This window comes from Streptomyces xanthii (assembly GCF_014621695.1).
GTDB lineage: Bacteria > Actinomycetota > Actinomycetes > Streptomycetales > Streptomycetaceae > Streptomyces > Streptomyces xanthii.
Genome location: NZ_CP061281.1, coordinates 746,247 through 768,501 on the forward strand (window position 1 = coordinate 746,247; position 22,255 = coordinate 768,501).

The window sequence follows — 22,255 nt, forward strand, 5'->3', positions numbered from 1 at the left end:
CCAGCCTGCCGGTCCGCCCCGTGGTCGGGTCAAGCGGTTTTCCGGACTCCGGGTCCGGGGCCGCGCTGCCGGGCTCAGTGCTGGAGGTGGCTCAACCGGCCCTCGCGCAGGGGATAGACGCGCTCCTGCGGCAGCAGTTGCCGGGCGCGCTCCAGCTCGCCCGACCGGACGTGGCCGTGGATCTCGTGCGCCAGGTCGGTCACATCGGTGATGGACACCGTCCACTCGTCCGCGTAGCGGCCCGCGGCCTCGCCCGCGAGGCCCAACTGGAGTGAGCGGTACGGCAGGGCCTGGAGGTGCAGATCCCGCTCGGGGTCCCACTGGACGCGGGCCGGGGAACGCCGCAGGTCGCGCTTCCAGGAGTCGCGGTCCGGGTGCAGGCCGCGCTCGTAGTGGGACAGGCACGCGTGGTCCAGCGCCCATTCGAAGCCCTCGCGCGTGATCTCGACGGCGAGGACGACCTCCTGGCCCTCCTTGGCCGCCCAGCCGCACCGGTACATCATCCAGAGGAAGGACGGCTTGATCCACGTCATCCGGTCCCGCTTCCACAGCTCGGGGAAGCGGCCGTCGCGGGCCGCGGGGAGTCCGATCCGCGGGGAGTACGCCTGGTAGACGGTGACGGTGGATTCGGTGTGGCGGGCGCGGATCTGGTGTCTGTCTTCTTGCACGGAGTACAGCATGCGTGCGTGATCACGCGGGCACCAGCGAATTGCGGGGCGGAGGCGGTCCGGTCGTTGTCGGACCCTGCTGGCAGGATGCCCGCATGGATCTTGTGGACCCTCTGGCCGGCCTGGACTCGTTCCCCTGGGACTCCGTCTCCCACGCGTACGGGAGCGCCGACGACGTGCCCGTCCTGCTGCGGGCGTTGACCGATCCCGACGACGAGGCGGCGGAGGACGCGCTGTCGGAGCTGTACGGGAGCGTGCTGCACCAGGGGACGGTCTACACCGCGACCGCCGCGGCCGTGCCCTTCCTCGCCCGGATCGCGGCGGCCGGACACCGTGCGGGGGACGTCCTGGCGCTGCTGGGCGGGATGGCCGAGAGCGGGGACGAGAGCGGTATGGAGCCGGGCATGGTGCGGGCGGCCGTCGTCGCGCAACTGCCGCTGCTGATACCGATGCTGGATGACGACTCGGCGGGCGTGCGGAAGGCCGCCGCCTGGGCGCTGTCCCACACGCGCGCGGCCGGCGAGGTGCGGGACGCGCTGCGGGCGCGGTGGGAGCCGGAGTCCGATCCCGGGGTGCGCGCGGAGGTCCTGTCGGGGATCGCCCGGCTCGATCCGGAGGCCGGGGCGGCCCTCGCGGCGGGCGCGCTGACGCCGGAACAGCCCGGCGTGGTGCGACTCGCGGCCGTCTTCGCGCACGTGGACACGGGCGCCGCCTGGACCGGGCCGTTGCACCAGGCGATGCTGTCGGTGCTGCCCGCCGAAGCGGTGCGTTCCGAGTTCGACGAGGAGCGGGGCGAGCCGCTGGCCTCCGTCGTCGAGGCGCTGCTCGACCGGGACCAGGACGACGCGCGGGAGGCCGCGTTCGCCCTGATCGACGCGGCGGCGCGGGACGGCCGGGCCGAGGTCCGCGCCGAAGGGCTGTGGGCGGCCGAGCAGGCGTGCCAACGCTCGCGGAGCGCTCCGGCACGGCTGCTCCCGGCGCTGCGCGCGGCGGCCGTCGACGAGAAGACCCTGCTCGGCATGGCCTCGCTGCTGGGCTCGCTCGGCCCCGCCGCCGCGCCGCTGGCCGACCTCCTCGTCCCGCTCGCCGGGCGGAATGCGGCCGAGGAAGACGACCCAGCGGACCGCGCCCTGGCCGCGCTCGTGCACGTCGCCCCCGAGCAGGCGCTCCCCCTTCTCACCGCCGCGTTCGGCCGGCGCCCCCGGGCCTTCGGCGCGGCCGTCGGCCGGGGCATCCGCACCGACGGGCCCGTCTTCCCGTACGCGGACGGGCTCCTCGCCGCGGTCCGCGCCCGGCTCGCGCACCCGGAGGACCTGAAGGGCAACGAGCCCTGGCAGCTCACGCACCTGCTCGCCTGCTGGCACGCCGCCGCGGCTCCGGCGCTGCCGGAGCTGTGCGCCGCGCTCCCCCACCATCCCCACCAGGCCGCGCGGGCGATCGCCGCGATCGCCCCGGCGTGCCCCGCCGAGGTGCGCGCCCAGGTCGTGGACCCGCTCCGTACGGCGGCCGAGGCCGGCTCCCTGGCGGCGGCCCAGGCCGTCCACACGCTCACCGGCGATCCCACGCCCCTGTTGCACCGCCTGCGGCGGGAACTCGGGGGCGGCGCCCACGAGGTGGCGGCCGCCGCCCGGATCGCGGGTGAACTGGGCCCCCGGGCGGCGGAGTTGGCCCCGGCCCTGCGCGAGGCTCTGAGCGCCTCCGGAAGCGACACCACTCCGGCCCTGGACGCGGACGCGGCGATCGCCGAGGCGCTGTGGCGGATCACGGGCGACGCGGCCGAGGCCGTCGCCGTACTGGACTCGGTCCTGACCCGCGCTGCGGACAACGCCTGGGCCCGGTGGACGGTCGTGCGGGCCGCCCGCGCGGCCCGCTCGCTGGGTCCGGCGGCCCGCCCGCTCGCCCCGCACCTCGAAGCCGCCCTCGACGATCCCGTCCGCGCACCGGCCGCCGCGGCCGCGCTCGCGGCCGCGGCGGGACCCGGTTCGCCGGCCCGCGACGCCCTCGCCGAGGCCGCCCTGCGCTCCGCCGAGCTGGGCGCCGACCCGGACGGCGCGTGCGAGGCCCTGGAGGCCCTCGGCCGCGACGCCCTGACGCCCGGCCAGGTGCGCCGCGCGACCGTGCTCGCGGACGGCGACCGCAGGGTCGTCCTCTCGGGCGTCGTCGACGAGTTCATCCGCCGGGACGAGGCCCTGCGGGCGCGGATCGGAGCGTTCCTGACGACCTGACCTTCTAACTCCAACCCTGGTTGTTTCTAGACTGGCCGGATGGAGGACACCGAGGACACCCAAGGGACCGGCCCGGCCCACGGCGGCCGCGACCCCGGGGACATCGACGCGATCGCGGCCCTGCAGGACCCCGTACGGCGACGGCTGTACGAGTACGTGGCGGGGCAGGGCCGCGAGGTCGGGCGCAACGAGGCCGCGGAAGCGGCCGGGGTCGCGCGCACCCTCGCGGCGCACCATCTCGACAAGCTGACCGAGGTCGGACTGCTGGAGAGCGGGAGCCGCCGGCTGACCGGGCGCTCGGGTCCGGGCGCCGGGCGGCCCGCCAAGGTGTACACGCGGATCCGCGCCGAGCGGGCCGTGTCCCTGCCCGCCCGCGACTACCGCACGGCCGCCGAACTGCTCGCCGAGGCCGCCGAGGAGGCGGGACTCGACGCCGGCCTGTGCGCGGCCGCCCGCCGCCGGGGCGCGTCGCTGCGCGGCTCGGAGGCACCCTGTGCCGGGCTCGACGAGGCCTTCGCCACGCTGGCGGCGCGCGGTTACGAGCCGCACGTCGAGCGGGCCGACGACGACGGCACGGGCGCGCCCGTGGTCCGGATGCGCAACTGCCCCTTCCACGCCGTCGCCGAGCGGTTCCCGCCGCTCGTCTGCGGCATGAACCTCGCCCTCCTGGAGGGCCTGCTCGGCACGGACGGCCCGGTGCGGGCCCGCATGGACGCCCGGCCGGACGAGTGCTGCGTGGTGGTCGAGGAGGCCTGACGTCCGCTCAGCGCCTCTAAAAACAATACTGATTGACATAGAAAAGCGGGGCGTGCTGGGATGGCGGCATGACCTCAGCCGTGCCCGCCGCCACCGCCCACCTCGCCGAACTCAACGTCGCCAAGCTCCTGTACCCCCTCGACGACCCGCGCGTCGCCCCGTTCGTCGAGATGCTGGACCCGGTCAACGCCTCCGCCGACAGCGCGCCCGGGTTCGTCTGGCGCCTGGTCGGCGACGGGGCTGACGACGCGACGGAGCTGCGCCCGGCGGGTGAGAACGTCATCGTCAACCTGTCGGTGTGGGAGTCCCCGGAAGCCCTCTGGGACTTCACCTACCGCAGCGGGCACCTCGAGGTGATGCGCGGACGCCGCGACTGGTTCGCCCGGCACGTCGAGGCGCACCTGGTGCTGTGGTGGGTGCCGGCCGGACATGTGCCGTCCGTCGAGGAGGCATTGGAACGGCTCGGTGAACTGCGGGCGAACGGGCCGTCACCGCGCGCCTTCACCTTCGCCTCCACGTACAGCGCCGCCGAGGCCGCGGAACATCTGGAGGGGACGCGCGGCTAGGGTCGCAGTCGTTCCGGGCCGGATCGGGCCCGGCGCGAGGACGAGACGAGGAGTGTGGCCGTGAGCAGGACGCCGGGGGCGGTCGGATCGGGCGGGGCGGACGGGCCGGACACTCTGGTGCGGCGCCTCGGGGTCACCGACGCGGTGGTGATCGGGCTCGGCTCGATGATCGGGGCCGGTGTCTTCACCGCGCTGGCCCCCGCGGCCCGCGCCGCCGGTTCGGGCCTCCTGGCCGGCCTGGCGCTCGCGGCGGTGGTGGCGTACTGCAACGCGACGTCGTCGGCCCGCCTCGCCGCCCGCTACCCCGCCTCCGGCGGCACCTACGTCTACGGCCGTGAGCGGCTCGGGGAGTTCTGGGGCTATCTCGCCGGGTGGTGCTTCGTCGTCGGCAAGACCGCCTCGTGCGCGGCGATGGCACTGACCGTGGGGGCGTACGTCTGGCCGGGGCAGGCGCACGCGATCGCCGTCGGTGCCGTCGTGGCGCTGACCGCCGTGAACCTCGTCGGTGTGCAGAAGGCCGCCTGGCTGACCCGGGCGATCGTCGCCGTCGTCCTCGCGGTGCTCGCCGCCGTGGTGGTCGCCGCGCTCTCCTCGGACGCGGCGGACGCGGGCCGCCTCGCCATCGGGCCGGACACGTCGTGGCACGGGGTGCTCCAGGCGGGCGGGCTGCTGTTCTTCGCGTTCGCCGGGTACGCGCGCATCGCGACGCTGGGCGAGGAGGTGCGCGACCCGGCGCGCACGATCCCCCGCGCCATCCCCGTGGCGCTCGCGATCACGCTCGTCGTGTACGTCCTCGTCGCCGTCGCGACGCTGAGCGTGCTCGGCCCTGCCCGGCTCGGGGCGGCGGCCGCGCCGCTGTCGGACGCCGTGCGGGCGGCGGGCGCGGACTGGCTGGCGCCGGTGGTGCGGATGGGGGCGGCCGTCGCCGCGCTCGGCTCGCTGCTCGCCCTGATCCTCGGGGTCTCGCGCACGACCCTGGCGATGGCCCGCGACGGCCACCTGCCGCGCGCCCTGTCCGCCGTCCACCCGCGCTTCAAGGTGCCGCACCGGGCCGAGGTCCTGGTCGGCGTCGTCGTCGCGACGCTGGCCGCGTTCGCCGACGTACGGGACGCGATCGGCTTCTCGTCGTTCGGCGTGCTCGTCTACTACGCCGTCGCCAACGCGTCCGCCTGGACCCTGACCCCACGGGAGGGCCGCCCCGCACGGGTCGTGCCGGTCGTCGGGCTGCTCGGCTGTCTGGTGCTCGCGTTCGCGCTGCCCCTGGGCTCCGTGATCGCGGGCGCGTCCGTCGTCGCGGCGGGTGCGCTCGTGTACGGGGTGCGCGGGGCGCTGCGCTCCGGCGCCTCGGGCTGAAACCCGTTCAGCGGGCGGTACGGCGCGGGCGCAGGAGCGCGGCACGGTCCGATTCGGTCGTGCCGCCCCACACCCCGCTCGCGTGCCGCATGCCGAGCGCCAGGTCGAGGCACTGCCAGGTCACCGGGCAGCGGTCGCACACCGCCTGGGCGCGCCGGATCTGTGTCAGGCTCGGGCCGCTGCCGCTGACCGGGAAGAACAGTTCCGGGTCCTCCCCCACGCACGCCGCCCTGTCGAGCCACTCCATGGGCGTCTCCTTCTCATCCCTCCGCCGGAGCCCAGCGCAGCAACGCGCCGAGGCCACCGGCCGGTCCGCCGTCCGGGGCGGTCGCGGCGACGGACAGGGCCGTGCCGCCGCTCGCCGCCACGCAGCGCAGCAACGCGTCGTCGGCACGAGCGGCGACGGGCTGCGCGACCCCGAGTGCGGCCGCGTCCGTGCGCCGCACCGCGAGCTGGTCCGGTTCCGGCCCGACCCACACCTCCCGGTGCGCGTCCGGGCCGGTGGGCCGCACCAGCAGTTCCTCGACCTGGTGGGCGCGGGCCACCTCGACCAGTGCGGGCACGCCCGCGACCGCGCCCTCGTCGCGGCCGCGCGCCTGCGCGTACCGCTCCATCTCCCGGGCCGCGTGTTCGGCGACGTGCTCGGCGCGGGCCCGCTCCACCTCCGTGCCGAGCAGCCGGCTGCCTTCGCCGTGCCGGGTCCGGGTGGTGCGCTCGCGCAGGTCCCCTGGGAGTTTGCCGTGGACGGCGGCGCACTCGCGGCCGTCGCCGACGAGCAGCACCAGATCGGCCCGCACCTCGTCCTGACAGGCCGTGAGGGCGCGGGCGATCTCGCCCGCGTTGTGCTCCCAGGTGTTCTCCACGCGGAGCTGGAAGTGCCGCTCGGACCAGTCGCCGGTGGCGGTGCGGTGGACGGGCCAGGTGCGGCCGGTGACCTCGCCGCTCTCCGTGGAGCCGCGCGCTGTCCGCAGCTCGAAGCGTGCGCCGGTGCGGTCGATGTGCGCCACGAGGCAGAGCGGGTCCTCGCCGACCAGGTCGAGGAGTTCGGTGGTGCGCGGCAGGGGCGCCCATTCGGCGGCCGGGCGCGGCGCGACGCCGAGCGGCACGTCGAGGACGACCTCGCCCTCGGCCGCGAACAGGGCGCGGCCGAGTGGTTCGCTGGTGTGCCTCAGGCCCTCGACGGCCGAGCGGACCGCGTCGCAGGTCGCCTCGTCGGCGCCCGCGGACGCGAGCGTGCGGGACATCGTGAGGGCCTGCGCCGACCGTGCGCCGGGGGTCGCCTCGGACGGGCGCGAGGTGTCGACGCGGACACTGGCCCAGGGGCCGGGATGTGCGGAGAGGGGGCTGAGGAACGCGAGGTCCATGATCGTCTCCCACGGTCGTCGTAGTTCACCGTCGACCGGTACGGGTGCTCGAAGAATACGCGCGGAAACCCGTACGGGAGCAGGTGTCGCACCGCATCTTGTGCACGCCCCCCACCGCGGGATCATCCCGCCGGAGGGATCGGGTCCGGATACGGGTGGTGGGCGCCTGGGGGCTGTGCGGCCCTCAGACGCCCACCGTGAAGCGGTCCCGGTTTGCGGGGTGTCAGTCCTTGATCTCGCAGATCGCGGCGCCGGAGGTGAGGGACGCGCCGATCTCCGCGGTCAGGCCCTTGATCGTGCCGGCCTTGTGCGCGTTGAGGGGCTGTTCCATCTTCATGGCCTCCAGGACGACGACGAGGTCGCCCTCCTTGACCTCCTGGCCCTCCTCGACGGCGACCTTGACGATGGTGCCCTGCATCGGGGAGGCGAGGGTGTCGCCGGAGGCGGCCGGCCCGGACTTCTTCGCGGCGCGGCGCTTGGGCTTGGCGCCCGCGGTCAGTCCGGTGCGGGCCAGGGACATGCCCATCCCGGCCGGCAGGGAGACCTCCAGGCGCTTGCCGCCGACCTCGACGACGACGGTCTCACGGCCGGCCTCGTCGTCCTCGCCCGCCTCGGCGGGCGAGGCGAACGCAGGAATGTCGTTGTCGAACTCGGTCTCGATCCACCGGGTGAACACCGTGAACGCCTCGTCGGAGCCGGTGAGTTCGGGCGCGAACGCGGGGTCGGTCACGACCTTGCGGTGGAAGGGGATCGCGGTGGCCATGCCCTCGACCTGGAACTCCTCCAGCGCGCGGGCGGCCCGCTGCAGGGCCTCCTTGCGGGTGCGGCCGGTCACGATCAGCTTCGCGAGCAGCGAGTCCCAGGCCGGGCCGATGACGGACCCGGACTCGACGCCCGCGTCCAGGCGGACACCGGGGCCCGAGGGCGCGTCGAACTTCGTGACGGTGCCCGGGGCGGGCAGGAAGCCCCGGCCCGGGTCCTCGCCGTTGATACGGAACTCGAAGGAGTGGCCGCGCAGCACGGGGTCGCCGTAGCCGAGTTCCTCGCCGTCGGCGATGCGGAACATCTCGCGGACCAGGTCGATGCCGGCGACCTCCTCGGTGACCGGGTGCTCGACCTGCAGACGCGTGTTGACCTCCAGGAAGGAGATCGTGCCGTCCGCGCCGACCAGGAACTCCACCGTTCCCGCACCGACGTAGCCGGCCTCCTTCAAGATCGCCTTCGACGCCGAGTACAGCTCCTCGACCTGGGCTTCCGTGAGGAACGGGGCGGGGGCCTCCTCCACCAGCTTCTGGTGGCGGCGCTGCAGCGAGCAGTCACGCGTGGAGACGACCACGACGTTGCCGTGCGAGTCGGCCAGGCACTGCGTCTCCACGTGGCGGGGCTTGTCGAGGTAGCGCTCGACGAAGCACTCGCCGCGGCCGAACGCGGCGACAGCCTCACGCACCGCCGAGTCGTACAGCTCGGGGACCTCTTCCAGGGTGCGGGCCACCTTCAGACCGCGCCCGCCGCCACCGAACGCGGCCTTGATCGCGATCGGCAGACCGTGCTCCTCCGCGAACGCCACCACCTCGTCCGCCCCGGACACCGGGTCGGGGGTACCCGCGACGAGCGGGGCACCGGCACGCTGCGCGATGTGCCGGGCGGCGACCTTGTCACCCAGGTCCCGGATCGCGTGCGGCGGCGGACCGATCCAGATCAGCCCCGCGTCCAGCACGGCCTGGGCGAACTCGGCGTTCTCCGACAGGAACCCGTAACCGGGATGGATCGCGTCCGCCCCCGAGTCCTTGGCGGCCTGCAGCACCTTGGCCATGTCGAGATAACTGGTGGCCGGGGTGTCACCACCCAGCGCGAAGGCCTCGTCGGCCGCGCGGACGTGCAGAGCGTCCCGATCCGGATCGGCGTAGACAGCAACGCTCGCGATCCCGGCATCCCGGCACGCCCGGGCAACGCGGACAGCGATTTCGCCACGGTTGGCGATCAGGACTTTGGTCAGCATGCCTGCTCCAGTACGTCGTGTGCGTGCGGCGCGGGCGTGCCGGCCGTACACGGCATCGGGTGATGCGGGGGGTTCATGTGATGCGCTCCTGTGAGGAAAAGTCGGGTGGGTCTCAGCGCGGCCAGGACGACGTGTGCCACGCGGTCGGCCCCGGCTGGGGCAAGCCGTGCGCGGCGGTGCGGCGCGTCGCACGGACCCATTCGTTCACGGCCGGCGGCCCGTCGGGCACCACCGCCGCGGACGCGGCGGCGCGGGCGCGGACGACGGCGAGGGCGGCGGCGAGTTCTTCGGGGGTCGGGTTGCCCCGTACGACCTTGATCACCATGCTGCGGCTCCTGACACTGCGGATCGGTTAGAGGGGGATGTTGCCGTGCTTCTTCGGGGGCAGGGACTCCCGCTTGGTCCGCAGCTGCCGCAGCCCCTTCACCACGTGCGCCCGCGTGTCCGACGGCATGATCACCGCGTCCACATAACCCCGCTCCGCCGCCGTGTACGGATTCAGCAGCGTGTCCTCGTACTCCGTCATCAACCGCGCCCGCGTCGCCTCCACATCATCGGCCGCCGCGAGCGTCTTGCGGTGCAGGATGTTCACCGCACCCTGCGCACCCATCACCGCGATCTGCGCCGTCGGCCACGCCAGATTCAGATCAGCACCCAGATGCTTGGACCCCATCACGTCGTACGCACCGCCGAACGCCTTCCGCGTGATCACCGTGATCAGCGGCACCGTCGCCTCCGCGTACGCGTAGATCAGCTTCGCGCCCCGCCGGATGATCCCCGTGTGCTCCTGCTCCACCCCCGGCAAGAACCCCGGAACGTCCACGAACGTCAGCACCGGCACATTGAACGCGTCACACGTGCGCACGAACCGCGCCGCCTTCTCCGACGCGTCGATGTCCAGACACCCCGCGAACTGCATCGGCTGGTTCGCCACGATCCCCACCGGACGCCCCTCCACCCGCCCGAACCCCGTCAGGATGTTCGGCGCGAACAACGCCTGCGTCTCGAAGAACTCCGCATCGTCCAGCACATGCTCGATCACCGTGTGCATGTCGTACGGCTGATTCGCACTGTCCGGAATCAGCACATCCAGCTCACGGTCCTCCTCCGACACCGCCAGATCGGCCTCCTCCGGAAACGCCGGCGGCTCACTCAGATTGTTCGACGGCAGATACGACAGCAACGACTTCACATACTCGATCGCGTCCTTCTCGTCCCCCGCCATGTGATGCGCGACCCCCGAACGGCTGTTGTGCGCCCGCGCACCACCCAGCTCCTCGAAACCCACGTCCTCACCCGTCACCGTCTTGATGACATCGGGACCCGTGATGAACATGTGCGACGTCTGATCCACCATCACCGTGAAATCCGTGATCGCCGGCGAGTACACCGCACCACCCGCACACGGACCCACCACCAGACTGATCTGCGGAATCACACCCGACGCATGGGTGTTACGGCGGAAGATCTCCCCGTACATCCCCAGCGCCATCACGCCCTCCTGGATCCGCGCACCACCCGAGTCGTTGATCCCCACGACCGGACAGCCCGTCTTCAGCGCGAAGTCCATCACCTTCATGATCTTCTGCCCGAACACCTCACCCAGAGCGCCGCCGAACACCGTGAAGTCCTGCGAGAACACCGCCACCGGCCGGCCGTCCACCGTCCCGTACCCGGTCACCACACCATCGCCGTACGGCTTGTTCGCCTCCAGACCGAAATCCGTCGAACGATGCCGCGCGAACTCGTCCAGCTCCACGAACGAGTCCTCGTCCAACAGCAGCGCGATCCGCTCACGCGCCGTCAACTTCCCCTTCGCGTGCTGCTTCTCCACCGCACGCGCCGAACCCGCGTGCGTCGCCTCGTCGATCCGCCGCCGCAGATCATCGAGCTTCCCGGCGGTCGTGTGGATGTCGATCTCGCTCATGTGTCCCTGCTGTCCCTGAGGTCCTGGCTGTCCCGGCTGTTCCTGCTGTACCTGTACCGCACGTGTCGACGGGGTCGACGCGTCGGTCAGCCCTTGTCCGTCGTCCCGTCGATCCGGCCCACCACGCGCCACGCCGCCGGGAGCAGCCCGGCCGCGAGGGCGGCCTTGAGCGCGTCACCGACGAGGAAGGGGACCACACCGGCCGCGATCGCGGCGCTCGCCGACATGCCGGTGCTCAGCGCGAGCCAGGTCGTGCCCGCCGCGTAGATCGCCAGCGTCGCGAGGGCGTACATCGGCAGCGCGCGCCACGGGGAGCGGTCGGCGCCCAGGCGGGCGCCCTGGCCGACGAGGGCGGCGGCGATCAGGAAGCCGATCAGGTAGCCGCCGGTCGCGCCGAAGACCACGTGGGCGCCGCTCGCGCCGTGCGCGAACACCGGCAGTCCGACGGCGCCGAGCACGAGGAGGAGCGCCTGGCTCGCGACCGCGCGGGCCGGGCCGAGGGCCGCCGCGGTGAGCAGCACGGCGAAGGTCTGTCCGGTGACCGGCACCGGAGAGCCGGGCACCGGGACCGCGAACTGGCCGGCGAGGGCCGTCAGGCCGGTGCCGAGCGCCACGAGGAGCGTGGTGCGGGCCACCGCGGATCCGGGCAGCAGCCGGTCGGCGAGCACCGGGTGGCGGTGCGGCTGGGCGAGGGTGAGAGCCATGAGTCGTACTCCAGAGTCAGTGGGCGCCCGGCTCCTGTCGGGGGTGGGGCGGGCCCGGAGCGGAAGGTGTCGGCGGCACGGCGCCCACCTCCTTGGTACTCGATATCGCCATGACGGTACTCAGTACCATTGTATTGAGCAAGTGGCCCCCACCTGCCGAGACAGGAAGCCCCGTGACAGGAGAGGATGAGCGATCATGAGCAAGCCATCCGCACGGTCCCGCCTCGCCGACGCCGCCTTCGCCCTCTTCGACGAGCGCGGCTACGAGCAGACGACCGTGGACGACATCGCGGAGCGGGCCGGCGTGGGGCGCACGACGTTCTTCCGGCACTACCGGTCCAAGGAAGAGGTCATCTTCCCGGACCACGACCGGCTGCTCGATCTGATCCGGGACCGGCTGAACACGTCGAACAGCGGCACCGCGCTGGTCGCGGTCTCCGACGCGGTGCGCCTGGTCCTGCTGCACTATCTGGACGAGGGCGAGCTGGCCCGCCGCCGCTACGGTCTGACCAGCAAGGTGTCGGCGCTGCGCGACCGGGAGATCGCGAGCGTGGCGCGCTATCAGCGGCTGTTCCGCGAGTTCATCTCGGACTGGATGGGCGATCCGACCGAATCGGCCTCCCTGCGGGCCGAGTTGATGGCGGCGAACGTGGTGGCCGCGCACAACCACGTGCTGCGGCGCTGGCTGCGCGGCGAGTCCGCCGACCCCGTCTCCGAGATGGACGAGGCGATGCGCGAGGTCCTGGCCCTGTTCCCGACTCCGGTGCCCGGCGCCGGCTCCGGCTCGGGCACCACCGTCATCGCCTTCCGCACCGGCCAGGACCTGGACGCGCTGCTGCCGGAGCTGCGCCGTCTGGTGGAGGACGGCAGGCCCTGAGCCCTGCCGCCGCCCCTTTCCGCTCCCGACCGGTCCCTGCCGGCCGGTTCAGCGCCACTCATTCGAAGTCGGTGGGCCGCCCCAGCGGCTCGACCGCGTCGAGCTCGCGCAGCCGCTCGCCGAACCGCTCCCTGATCCGGTCCACGGCGTTCGCCCCGAGCGGCAGCCGCAGCGGCGGGTCGTCCATGCGCGTGGCCGCGATGACGGCGCGGGCCGCCTTGACCGGGTCGCCGGGCTGGCTGCCGTGGCGGGCGAGGAACGCCTCGCGGGCCGGGTCGAGCACGGGCCGGTAGTCGTCGATCGGTGTGGCGAAGCGCACGGAACGGCCGGTGAAGTCGGTCCGGAACGGGCCCGGTTCGACGATGAGCACGCGGATCCCGAGATGCGCGACCTCGGCGGCCAACCCCTCCGAGAGCCCTTCGAGGGCGAACTTGGTCCCCGCGTAGGCGCCGCCCCCGAGCGTGCCGGACACGCCCGCGACGGACGAGATCTGCACGATGTCCCCACTGCGCCGGGCGCGCATCGACGGCAGGACGGCCCGGGTCACGTCGACCGCGCCGAAGACGTTCGTGTCGAACTGCCGGCGCAGTTCGGCGTCCGAGAGCTCCTCCAGGGCGCCGCGCAGAGCATATCCGGCGTTGTTCACGAGCACGTCGACACGGCCGAACTCCTTCAGGGCGGTGTCGACGGCCTGCCGTACCTGCCCGGGGTCGGTCACGTCGAGCGGGAGCGCCCGTACGCGGTCGGGGGCGAGGGCCACCAGGTCCTCGAGGGCGCGCGGGTCGCGGGCGGTGGCGACGAGCCGGTCTCCCTCGGCGACGACCTCCTCGGCCAGGGCGCGGCCGAGCCCGGTGCTCGTACCGGTGACGAACCACACGCGGCCGTCCGGGCGTTCGGACTCACGGGACGACATCGGCACTCCTCGCTTCGATCCTCACGGCGCTCCGCCGGCCCGCAGTCAACAGGAGTGCGGGGCGCCGCTCAAGACGCCCGGGGAGGCGCGCGCCGTGGCGGCGCGCACCCCTTCAGCAGACCTCATCCGTCACACCCGTATCAAGCACGGCGATTCGGCCAACGGAGCGGGAACCGGGGCCGTTCGGGCACCGAGGGCGTCGCTGCGGCGGCCCGGGATTCCGCGGTCGCGCGACGTCCGGAATCGAGCGCGTTCGAATCCGCCGCGGGCTCGTTGTCCCGGTCACCGCCGCACCACCCGGGTGCGGTGTGCCGGAGCAGGAGGACCTGGATGACCATGACCCGTACCGCGCCGCCCGAGCCGGACACCCCTCCTCCCCCGCCGCCCGCAACGATCACCTTCGAGGGCAAGTACGGGGAGAACCCGCTGGCCGGAGCCGGTTTCGGCGCGATGTGCCGGCGGCTGCCGGCGGTGCTCGCCCACACCGCGCGGATGGCCTGGGCCGTCGACAGGACCGGCGTCCTGCTGCTGCTCCTGTGCCAGCTGCTCACCGGCGGCGCGGCCGCCCTGGTGCTCGCGTCGACCGCCGAGGCCATGCGCCACCTCCTCGGCGCGGGCCCCGTCACCGAACGCCTGCACGCCTCGCTGCCGGCCCTCCTCGCCGTCACGGCGGGCGCCGCCGCGGGCCGGATCAGCGGCGCCCTGGCCTCGTACGCCGACGGCCGGATCACGCCCCTGCTGATCACCGAGGCCGATGTCGCGCTCGTCGGCGCCGTGTGCCGGGTGGAGTCGGCCGCGTACGGGGAGGACGGGTTCAGCGACCGGCAGGAGGCCGCCGAGGTCGGGGTCACCCGGACCCGGACGATGGTGCAGGACGCGCAGCGCTTCCTCGCGGCGCTGATCCGGATGGCGGCGGCCGCCGGGGTCGTCACCACCCTGCACCCCACCATGCTGCCGCTGCTCCTGCTGGCCGTCCTCCCGGCCGGCGCCGGCGCGGTCCTGTCCGCGCGCGTCGACTACGAGACGCACTACCTGAACGTCGGCGACCGCAACGTCCGCTCGATGATGCGCTGGTGGGCCACCTACTCCCGCTACGGCGACGAGGTGCGGGCGAACGGGATGACCGGCTACCTCCTGTACTGGTACCGGGCCCTGTCCGACCGGATCGACCGTCGCACGCTGACGGCCGCGCCCCGCATGCTGCGGATCACCCTGACCACGGCCGCGCTCGGCGGACTGTTCCTGTGTCTCACGTGGGCGGTGCTCGCCTGGCTCGCGGTGACGGGCCGGGTGGCGCTGCCCGTCGCGGCGACCGCCGTGGTGGCGGTGCAGACGGCGCTGGCCGCGCTGTCGCAGTTCGTGCAGAACGGCGCCGCGATGTTCCACACCTCGCTGTACCTCGCCGACATGCGGTCCTTCCTGGGGCTCGCGGCCGAGCGCGCGCCGCGACGCGGCACCGCGGCCGTCCCCGAGCGGGTCGACGAGATCCGGCTCGACGAGGCCGTCTACCGCTACCCCGGCAAGGACCGCCCGGCCGTCGACGGCGTCTCGCTGACCCTGCGCCGCGGCGAGATCCTCGCGGTCGTCGGGGAGAACGGCTCGGGCAAGAGCACGCTGACCCGGCTGCTCACCGGGATCCTGCTGCCCGACAAGGGACGCGTCCTGTGGGACGGCACGGATCTGGCCGGCGCGGACCCCGACTCCGTGTGGCGGCGCACCGCGCTGGTGCCGCAGAACTTCGCCTGCTGGCCGCTGCGGGTCCGGGAGAACGTGACGCTGGGGCAGCCGAGGACGTACGACGACGACGCGGTGTGGGAGGCGGTCGACGCGGTCGGGATGCGCGAGCCCGTCGAGCGTCTGCCGCAGGGGCTGGACACGCTGCTCGCCAAGGAGCTGTGGGGCGGCGCCGAGCTGTCCGGCGGCCAGTGGCAGCGCCTGGCGTGTGCCCGCGCCCTGTACCGCGACACACCGCTCGTGATCCTCGACGAGCCGACCTCGCAGATGGACCCGCGCGGGGAGCACCAGATCTTCGAGCGGATCCGGCGCGGGGCGGCCGGGCGCATGACGATCGTGGTGACGCACCAGCTGGAGAACACGCGGTGCGCCGACCGTGTCGTGGTGATGGAGCACGGGCGGATCGTCGAGCAGGGCACGTACGAGGAACTCGCTCACGCGGGCGGTCTGTTCGCCGACCTCGTCCGGCTCGCCGGGGACCGGTGACACGCCCCGCCCGGTGATCGTCACCCCCGCCCCGTCCGGTCGCTGCGCGTAGCATCGCAGGGGCCGGACGAGGGTGGACGGGGAGCTCAGATGGGTGATCGCGGGGCGGTGGGCGCGGCGCTGCCGGCCGAGCTGGTGGCGTGGGCCGGGCGGCAGCTGCCGGGGCTGACCGACGCCGTGTGCGCGCGGGTGCGCGAGCGGATCGACCTGTACCGCCGGGACGACGTCGTCCCGGCGGCCGATCTGCACCGCTCCGTCGACGTGAACCTGCGCTTCGTCGTGCGGGGGCTCGCGGACCCGGACCACACCCCCGATCTGGCGGCGCCCTCGGAGACGGGCCGGCGCCGCGCGCACCAGCGGGCCCCGCTGCCGGAGGTGCTGCGCTGCTACCGGATCGCGTGCGCGATGCTCTGGGACCTGATGCTGGGGCACGTGCGCGCCGAGGGGGACGCGAGGACGCTGGACGCGCTGGTCGACGCGTCGAGCACGCTGTGGCGGCTGTCCGACGAGCACGCGCTGGCGCTCACGGAGGCGTACCGGGCGGCGACGGCGGAGCTGCTCACCGCGCAGCAGCGGCGCCGTTCGGCGCTGGTGGAGGCGCTGTTCACGGGGCAGCTGGTGCTCGACTCGGGGGCGTGGGAGGTGGGCAAGCTGCTCGGCCTGCCGCTCGACACGGACCTCGTCGTGGTGGCGGCGGAGAACTCGGGGCTCGCCGAGGAGAGCCTGATCGGGGTCGAGCGCCGGCTCGCCGAGATCGGGGTCGTGTCGGCGTGGCAGCTGACGCCGACCCTCCAGACCGGGGTGGTGGCGCTGCGCGTGGAGCAGCACGCGGCGGCCCTGAAGACGCTGCGGGACGCGGCCACGGCCCGCACCGGGGTGAGCCCGGCGTACCGGTCGCTGTCCGACACGCCGCGGGCGCTGCACCTGGCCCGCTCCGCGCTGGCCGGTGTGCCGGTCGGGACGGCGGAGGTGCGCAGCTTCAGCGGGAGTCCACTGGCCGCGCTGATCGCGTACGACCCGGACGAGGGGCGGCGCCTGGCCCGAGAGGTCCTCGGGCCGGTGCTCGAACTGCCGGCGGAGGACCGGGACCCGCTGCTGCGGACACTGGAGGTGTTCGTGGAGCAGTCGGGCTCTGCGGACGAGGCGGCGCGGCTGCTCCACTGCCACCCGAACACGGTCCGCTACCGCCTGGGCCGGATCCGCGAGCTCACGGGCCGCTCGCTGGGCGACCCGCGCGCTCTCGCGGAACTGGTGACGGCGGTGGACGCGGTGCGGCTCAGCCGGCCGGTTCGACGGTCACCTTGACGTGCTTCATGATCGGCTGGTCGCTCTGGGTGCTGTAGTCGTCCAGGGCGCACAGCACGTTCATCTCGGGCATGTACCCGGCGGCACAGCCGCGCGGCATGTCGTAGGGGATCGCGAGATAGCCGTTCAGGCTGCGGGTGCTGCCGTCCCGGGCGGTGCTGGTGATGTCGACCGGGTCCATCTCGGAGATGCCGCGTTCGCGCATGTCGTCCTTGTTCATGAAGACGAGGCTGCGCAGGTTCTTGATGCCCCGGTACCGGTCGTTGTCGGAGTAGATCGTGGTGTTCCACTGGTCGTGGGAGCGCATGGTGCCGAGCGCCAGGGTGCCGGCGGCGGGGACGACGTCGGGCAGCGGGGCGGTGGAGAACTCGGCCTTGCCGGACTCGGTGAGGAAGACCAGCTCGCGCGCGGGCTGCTTGATCCGGAAGCCGAGCGGGAGCCGCACCCGCCGGTTGCAGTCCTCGAACCCGTCCAGGACCTGGGCCATCGTGTCGCGGACCCGGTCGTAGTCCTCGATGTACCACTCCCACGGGGTGTCGCTCTCGGGCAGCGTGGCGCGGGCCATGCCGGCGATGATCGCGGGCTCGGAGAGCAGGTGCTTGGACGCGGGGCGCTTCATGCCGACGGACAGGTGCACCATGCTCATCGAGTCCTCGACGGAGGTGCTCTGGACGCCGGCCTTCTGCTGGTCCTTCTCGGTGCGGCCGAGGCAGGGCAGGATGAGCGCCTTGCGGCCGTGGACGACGTGGCTGCGGTTGAGCTTGGTGCTGACCTGCACGGTGAGCTCGCAGTTGCGCAGGGCGGCGTACGTGTACGGGGTGTCGGGGGCGGCCAGCGCGAAGTTGCCGCCCATGCCGACGAAGACCTTCACGTCGCCGGCTCGCATGGCCTTGATGGTGTGCACGGTGTCGAGGCCGTGGGCGCGCGGCGGGTCGATCTTGCAGACGTCGGCGAGCCGCTGGAGGAACTCCTCCGTGGGCCGGTGGTCGATGCCGCAGGTGCGGTTGCCCTGCACGTTGCTGTGGCCGCGCACGGGGGACGGCCCGGCACCCTCGCGGCCGAGGTTGCCGCGCAGCAACAGGACGTTGACGATCTCGCGGACGGTGTCGACGCCGTGCTCGTGCTGGGTGACACCCAGGCACCAGCTGATGATGCTGCGGTCGGCCTCGCCGTAGACGCGCGCGGCCTTGAGGATCGCCTCCCGGGTCAGGCCCGACTGGCGTTCGATCTCGTCCCACGAGGTGTCCTCGCACAGGGCCCGGTACTCCTCGAAGCCGGTGGTGTGCCGGTCGATGAACTCCTGGTCGAGGGCCTTGGGGTCGGTCCCCGACTGTTCGAGGACGGCCTTGGCGAGGCCGCGCAGGAAGGCCATGTCGCCGCCGATGCGCACCTGGAGGTTCAGGGTGCTGGTCCGCGTCGACTTGTTGAGGGCCATGTCGGTGAAGTCGTGCGGGATGATCGTGCGGGTGGCGGCCGCCTCGACGAGCGGGTTGACGTGCACGATCTGGGCGCCGCGGTGGTAGGCCTCGGCGAGGGCGGTGAGCATGCGCGGCGCGTTCGACGCGGCGTTGACGCCCATGATGAACAGGGCGTCGGTGCTCTCCCAGTCCTTGAGGTCGCAGGTGCCCTTGCCGGTGCCGAGCGCCGCCTGGAGCGCGCGGCCGCTGGCCTCGTGGCACATGTTGGAGCAGTCGGGCAGGTTGTTGGTGCCGAGTTCGCGGGCCCAGAGCTGGTAGAGGAACGTGGCCTCGTTGCCGAGCCGGCCCGAGGTGTAGAACGACGCCTGGTTCGGGTCGTCGAGCTCGCGCAGGGTGCGGCCGACCAGCTCGAAGGCGTCGCGCCAGCTGATGGGCACGTAGTGGTCGGTGTCCGGGTCGTAGACCATCGGTTCGGTGAGCCGGCCCTGGTCCTCCAGGGCGTAGTCGGTCCACTCGGACAGCTCGGTCACGGAGTGCGCGGCGAAGAAGTCGCGCCCGACCCGCTTGGGGGTCATCTCCCAGGTGACGTGCTTGATGCCGTTCTCGCAGATGTCGAGCTTGAGGCCCTTGAGGTCGTCGGGCCAGGCGCATCCGGGGCAGTCGAAGCCGCCGTTCTCGTGGTTCATCTTGAGGATGGCGCGGGGCCCGTCGGTCGCGCGTTCGCGCGCCATGAACCGGGTGACGCTCTTGGCGGCCCCCCAGCCCGCGGCCGGGTGGTGGTACGGGTGGAATTCCGGCTCCCCCTCGGGGACGGGGCCCACGCGGGGCTCCGTCCCCTCCTGGCCGGCCTGGGAGGCGTTCACGACGGTGTTCCTCTCCGCCCCTCGGGGGCTTTCACGTCTGCGGGACGACGGGTGTGACGCGGTGACGGGGTGCTGAGGTGACGCGGTGAGCGGCCGGGTCAGCGGTCGTAGCGGGACGGCGGGAAGGCGTCGCGCTCGGCGCGGCGGGTGTCGCCCGTGCGCAGTTCCCCGCTCGCCGCCTGGCGGTCGATCTCGGCGTGCGCCTCCTCGTACTGGACGGCGGCCGGTTCGGGCGCGCCGTCGGGCAGGCCGACGGCGCGGCGGTCCCGCTCGGTGCGGCGCTCCAGGCGTTCGCTGTCGGGGCGGCGCGGCAGGCCGCGGCCGTGGTCGCTGTCGCGGTCCGGGTCGCCGCCGACCTCGCGGTTCGGCTTGTGGTGGTGCACCATCGCTCCTCCTCGAATGCCTACGCTGCGGGAGAACTCGCAGGTCAGGACGTGGTCTCGGAGTCGGCGGCGGCCGGCTCGGGCCCGTCCTCGGGCTGCGGGTCCCCCTTACGAACAGTGCAGTGCAGCGTGTCGTTCCGCACGTCGGCGACGATGGTGTCGCCCGGTTCCGCGTCGCCGCTCAGGAGCAGCGAGGCGATGCGGTTGTCCAGTTCGGACTGGACGGTGCGGCGCAGCGGGCGGGCGCCGAACTCGGGCTGGTGACCGTGCGCGATCAGGAGCTTGCGGGCCGCTTCGGTGACCTCGAGCTTCAGGCCCTGGGCGTGGACCCGGTGCTCGCTGAGGTCGAGGAGGTGGCCGAGGATCTCGCCTAGGTCGTCCTCGGTGAGGCTGTGGAAGACGATGATGTCGTCGATCCGGTTGAGGAACTCGGGCAGGAAGCGGGTGCGCAGCTCGTCCATGAGCTCGTCCTTGAGCTCGGCGGCGTCGCCCTCGTGCGCGAGGATGCGGTGCGCCCCGATGTTCGACGTCATGATCACCACGCAGTGCCGGAAGTCGACGGTGCGGCCCTGCGAGTCGGTGAGCCGGCCGTCGTCGAGGATCTGCAGCAGCGTGTTGAAGACGTCGGGGTGCGCCTTCTCGATCTCGTCGAAGAGGACGACGCTGTAGGGGCGCCGGCGGACCTTCTCGGTGAGCTGTCCGGCCTCGTCGTAGCCGACGTATCCGGGCGGGGCGCCGACCAGGCGGGCGACGGTGTGCTTCTCCTGGAACTCGCTCATGTCGAAGCGGACCATGCTGGACTCGTCGCCGAACAGCAACGCGGCCAGGGTCTTGGCGAGTTCGGTCTTGCCGACGCCGGTCGGGCCGAGGAAGAGGAAGGAGCCGACGGGCCGGTTCGGGTCGCCCATGCCCGCGCGGTTGCGGCGGACGGCTTCGGAGACGGCGGTGACGGCCTCGTCCTGGCCGACGACGCGGGCGTGCATCTCTTCCTCGAGCTTGAGGAGCTTCTGCTTCTCGGACGCGGTGAGCTGGGAGACGGGGATGCCGGTGCGCCGCGAGACGATGTCCGCGATGTCGGAGGCCGTGACGGAGACGACGCCCTCGCGGCGCTCCTCGATCCCGGCGAGCTCGCCCTCCACCTCGGCGATGTCGCGCTTCAGCTCGGAGGCCCGCTCGAAGTCCTCGGCGGCGATCGCCTGGTCCTTCTCGCGGGTCAGCTTGGCGATCTTGTCCTCGCGGCTGACGATCTCGGTGGAGCGTCCGGCGCTGCGCAGCCGGACCCGGGCACCGGCCTGGTCCATGAGGTCGATGGCCTTGTCGGGCAGGAACCGGTCGCCGATGTAGCGGTCGGACAGCTCGGCCGCGGCGGCCAGTGCCCCGTCGGCGAAGCGGACCTGGTGGTGGGCCTCGTACGCGTCGCGCAGGCCCTCCAGGATCTGGACGGTCTGCTCCACGGTCGGCTCGGGGATGAGCACGGGCTGGAAGCGGCGCTCGAGCGCGGCGTCCTTCTCGATGTGCTTGCGGTACTCGTCGATGGTGGTGGCGCCGACGACGTGCAGTTCGCCGCGGGCGAGGGCGGGCTTGAGCATGTTGCCCGCGTCCATCGCGCCCTCCCCCGTGGCGCCCGCGCCGACGACGGTGTGGAGTTCGTCGATGAAGAGGATGATGTCGCCGCCGGCGTTCTGGACGTCCTCGATGACCTTCTTCAGGCGTTCTTCGAACTGGCCGCGGTACTGCGCACCCGCCACCATGCCCGACAGGTCGAGGGCGACAACCCGCTTGCCCTTCAGCGTCTCCGGCACCTCGCCCGCGACGATCCGCTGGGCCAGACCCTCCACGATCGCCGTCTTGCCGACCCCCGGCTCACCGATCAGCACCGGGTTGTTCTTCGACCTGCGCGACAGGATCTCGACGGTCTGCTCGATCTCCTCGGCCCGGCCCACCACCGGGTCGAGCTTCCCCGCCTTCGCCTCCTCGGTCAGGTCCCGGCCGTACTCGTCGAGCGTCGTGGCGGGCTGTCCGGTGCCGGCCGCCCCGTCCTCCCGGCGCGGGGCCGCCTGCTCGGTGAGCCCGGAGAGCTTCCCCGGGTCGAGACCGTCGGCGCGCACCATCTTGGCCGCGCCGGTGTCGGGGTCGCCGAGGAGGGCGGCCAGGATGTGCTCGGGTCCGATGTAGGAGACACCGGCCTGCTGGGAGCGGGCGTAGGCGTCGGCGAGGGTCCGCTTGGCCGCCGGGGTGAGCCCGGGGTCGGCGGACGGTTCGCCGGACTCCCCCGGCAGCACCTTGGCGATCTCGGCGGCGAGGGCGTCGGGGTCGACACCGGCGCGGGCCAGCAGCCGCCGCGACGGGTCGACCTTGGTGGCCGCCCACAGGAGGTGCTCGGTGTCCAGGTCGGAGCTGCCGTCCTCGACGGCCTTGCGCGCGGCCAGGTTGACGAGCTCCGTGGACGATTCCGTCAGCAGCCGCCCGATGGGAACACGCTGTACGGCGGGCGGGGACGACGCGGGGGACATTCCGAAGAAGCGGTTCAGCATCTCGCTGAACGGATCCGAGGAACCGAAGGGGTCGGAGGAACCGAAGGGATCGGAACCGAATCCGAAGGACGACATCGACATGGCAACTCCCGATGGGCAGTGCGACGTGCCTCTCCAGACAAGCCCGGCCGGTGCCCCGCCGCAACCGAACCGGGCCCCCGTGATCACTGTCCCGGGCTC

The 22,255-nt window shown here is 73.0% G+C and carries 18 protein-coding genes; 7 read left to right on the top strand and 11 right to left on the bottom strand.

Annotation, left to right across the window (positions count from 1 at the left end):
* Positions 1-74: 74 nt before the first annotated feature.
* Positions 75-680 (bottom strand): DUF4291 domain-containing protein, encoded by a 606-nt coding sequence (locus tag IAG42_RS03670; RefSeq protein ID WP_188335564.1) that lies wholly within the window; start codon positions 678-680, stop codon positions 75-77.
* 83 nt (positions 681-763) lie between these two features.
* On the opposite strand from IAG42_RS03670, the gene IAG42_RS03675 reads away from it, so the two are divergent.
* The 4 genes from IAG42_RS03675 (at position 764) to IAG42_RS03690 (ending at position 5,568) form a co-directional block, all read left to right on the top strand.
* Positions 764-2,893 carry a HEAT repeat domain-containing protein gene (locus IAG42_RS03675; protein WP_188335565.1) on the top strand — a complete coding sequence of 710 codons (2,130 nt, stop codon included), beginning with the start codon at positions 764-766 and terminating at the stop codon, positions 2,891-2,893.
* A 39-nt stretch (positions 2,894-2,932) separates the two neighbouring features.
* Positions 2,933-3,649: a helix-turn-helix transcriptional regulator gene (locus tag IAG42_RS03680; protein ID WP_188335566.1), complete on the top strand. Its 717-nt coding sequence runs from the start codon at positions 2,933-2,935 to the stop codon at positions 3,647-3,649.
* Positions 3,650-3,717: 68 nt separating this feature from the next.
* Positions 3,718-4,215, top strand: coding sequence for a DUF3291 domain-containing protein (locus IAG42_RS03685; protein WP_188335567.1), 498 nt, complete (start codon positions 3,718-3,720; stop codon positions 4,213-4,215).
* Between the two features lie 60 nt (positions 4,216-4,275).
* Complete coding sequence (locus IAG42_RS03690; RefSeq protein ID WP_223205845.1) at positions 4,276-5,568, top strand: APC family permease; 1,293 nt, start codon at positions 4,276-4,278, stop codon at positions 5,566-5,568.
* 7 nt (positions 5,569-5,575) lie between these two features.
* On the opposite strand, the gene IAG42_RS03695 is transcribed toward IAG42_RS03690, so the two are convergent.
* The 6 genes from IAG42_RS03695 to IAG42_RS03720 all read right to left on the bottom strand — a co-directional run bounded on the left by IAG42_RS03695 (position 5,576) and on the right by IAG42_RS03720 (position 11,562).
* Positions 5,576-5,815 (bottom strand): WhiB family transcriptional regulator, encoded by a 240-nt coding sequence (locus IAG42_RS03695; protein WP_188335569.1) that lies wholly within the window; start codon positions 5,813-5,815, stop codon positions 5,576-5,578.
* 13 nt (positions 5,816-5,828) lie between these two features.
* Positions 5,829-6,932, bottom strand: coding sequence for a baeRF2 domain-containing protein (locus tag IAG42_RS03700; protein ID WP_188335570.1), 1,104 nt, complete (start codon positions 6,930-6,932; stop codon positions 5,829-5,831).
* A 223-nt stretch (positions 6,933-7,155) separates the two neighbouring features.
* A complete protein-coding gene (locus IAG42_RS03705) occupies positions 7,156-8,928 on the bottom strand; it encodes an acetyl/propionyl/methylcrotonyl-CoA carboxylase subunit alpha (RefSeq protein ID WP_188341166.1) in 1,773 nt (590 codons plus the stop codon).
* A 115-nt stretch (positions 8,929-9,043) separates the two neighbouring features.
* On the bottom strand, positions 9,044-9,256 hold the full coding sequence (locus tag IAG42_RS03710; RefSeq protein WP_188335571.1) for an acyl-CoA carboxylase epsilon subunit: 213 nt from the start codon (positions 9,254-9,256) through the stop codon (positions 9,044-9,046).
* A 27-nt stretch (positions 9,257-9,283) separates the two neighbouring features.
* Entirely contained in the window at positions 9,284-10,858 is a 1,575-nt protein-coding gene (locus IAG42_RS03715) for an acyl-CoA carboxylase subunit beta (RefSeq protein ID WP_188335572.1), read from the bottom strand.
* An 86-nt stretch (positions 10,859-10,944) separates the two neighbouring features.
* On the bottom strand, positions 10,945-11,562 hold the full coding sequence (locus IAG42_RS03720) for a biotin transporter BioY (protein WP_188335573.1): 618 nt from the start codon (positions 11,560-11,562) through the stop codon (positions 10,945-10,947).
* A gap of 196 nt (positions 11,563-11,758) precedes the next feature.
* Here IAG42_RS03720 and IAG42_RS03725 point away from each other — a divergent pair, with 196 nt between their 5' ends.
* Complete coding sequence (locus IAG42_RS03725; RefSeq protein ID WP_188335574.1) at positions 11,759-12,439, top strand: TetR/AcrR family transcriptional regulator; 681 nt, start codon at positions 11,759-11,761, stop codon at positions 12,437-12,439.
* 58 nt (positions 12,440-12,497) lie between these two features.
* Here the strand turns inward: IAG42_RS03725 and IAG42_RS03730 are convergent, their stop codons facing one another.
* Positions 12,498-13,352, bottom strand: a complete 855-nt coding sequence (locus tag IAG42_RS03730) for an oxidoreductase (RefSeq protein WP_188335575.1) — start codon at positions 13,350-13,352, stop codon at positions 12,498-12,500.
* A gap of 330 nt (positions 13,353-13,682) precedes the next feature.
* Here IAG42_RS03730 and IAG42_RS03735 point away from each other — a divergent pair, with 330 nt between their 5' ends.
* The gene (locus IAG42_RS03735; RefSeq protein WP_394811187.1) at positions 13,683-15,572 is read left to right on the top strand and encodes an ABC transporter ATP-binding protein; all 1,890 of its coding nucleotides are present in this window, start codon (positions 13,683-13,685) and stop codon (positions 15,570-15,572) included.
* A 90-nt stretch (positions 15,573-15,662) separates the two neighbouring features.
* Positions 15,663-16,877: a PucR family transcriptional regulator gene (locus IAG42_RS38310; protein ID WP_188335576.1), complete on the top strand. Its 1,215-nt coding sequence runs from the start codon at positions 15,663-15,665 to the stop codon at positions 16,875-16,877.
* Here IAG42_RS38310 and IAG42_RS03745 read toward each other — a convergent pair.
* From IAG42_RS03745 to IAG42_RS03755, 3 genes are all read right to left on the bottom strand, one after another.
* Positions 16,849-19,026 (bottom strand): FdhF/YdeP family oxidoreductase, encoded by a 2,178-nt coding sequence (locus IAG42_RS03745; RefSeq protein WP_262928327.1) that lies wholly within the window; start codon positions 19,024-19,026, stop codon positions 16,849-16,851. The two genes, IAG42_RS38310 and IAG42_RS03745, sit on opposite strands and share 29 nt — an antisense overlap.
* A gap of 230 nt (positions 19,027-19,256) precedes the next feature.
* Entirely contained in the window at positions 19,257-19,544 is a 288-nt protein-coding gene (locus IAG42_RS03750; protein ID WP_188335577.1) for a hypothetical protein, read from the bottom strand.
* A gap of 41 nt (positions 19,545-19,585) precedes the next feature.
* Entirely contained in the window at positions 19,586-22,156 is a 2,571-nt protein-coding gene (locus tag IAG42_RS03755) for an ATP-dependent Clp protease ATP-binding subunit (protein ID WP_394811188.1), read from the bottom strand.
* Between the last annotated feature and the right edge of the window lie 99 nt (positions 22,157-22,255).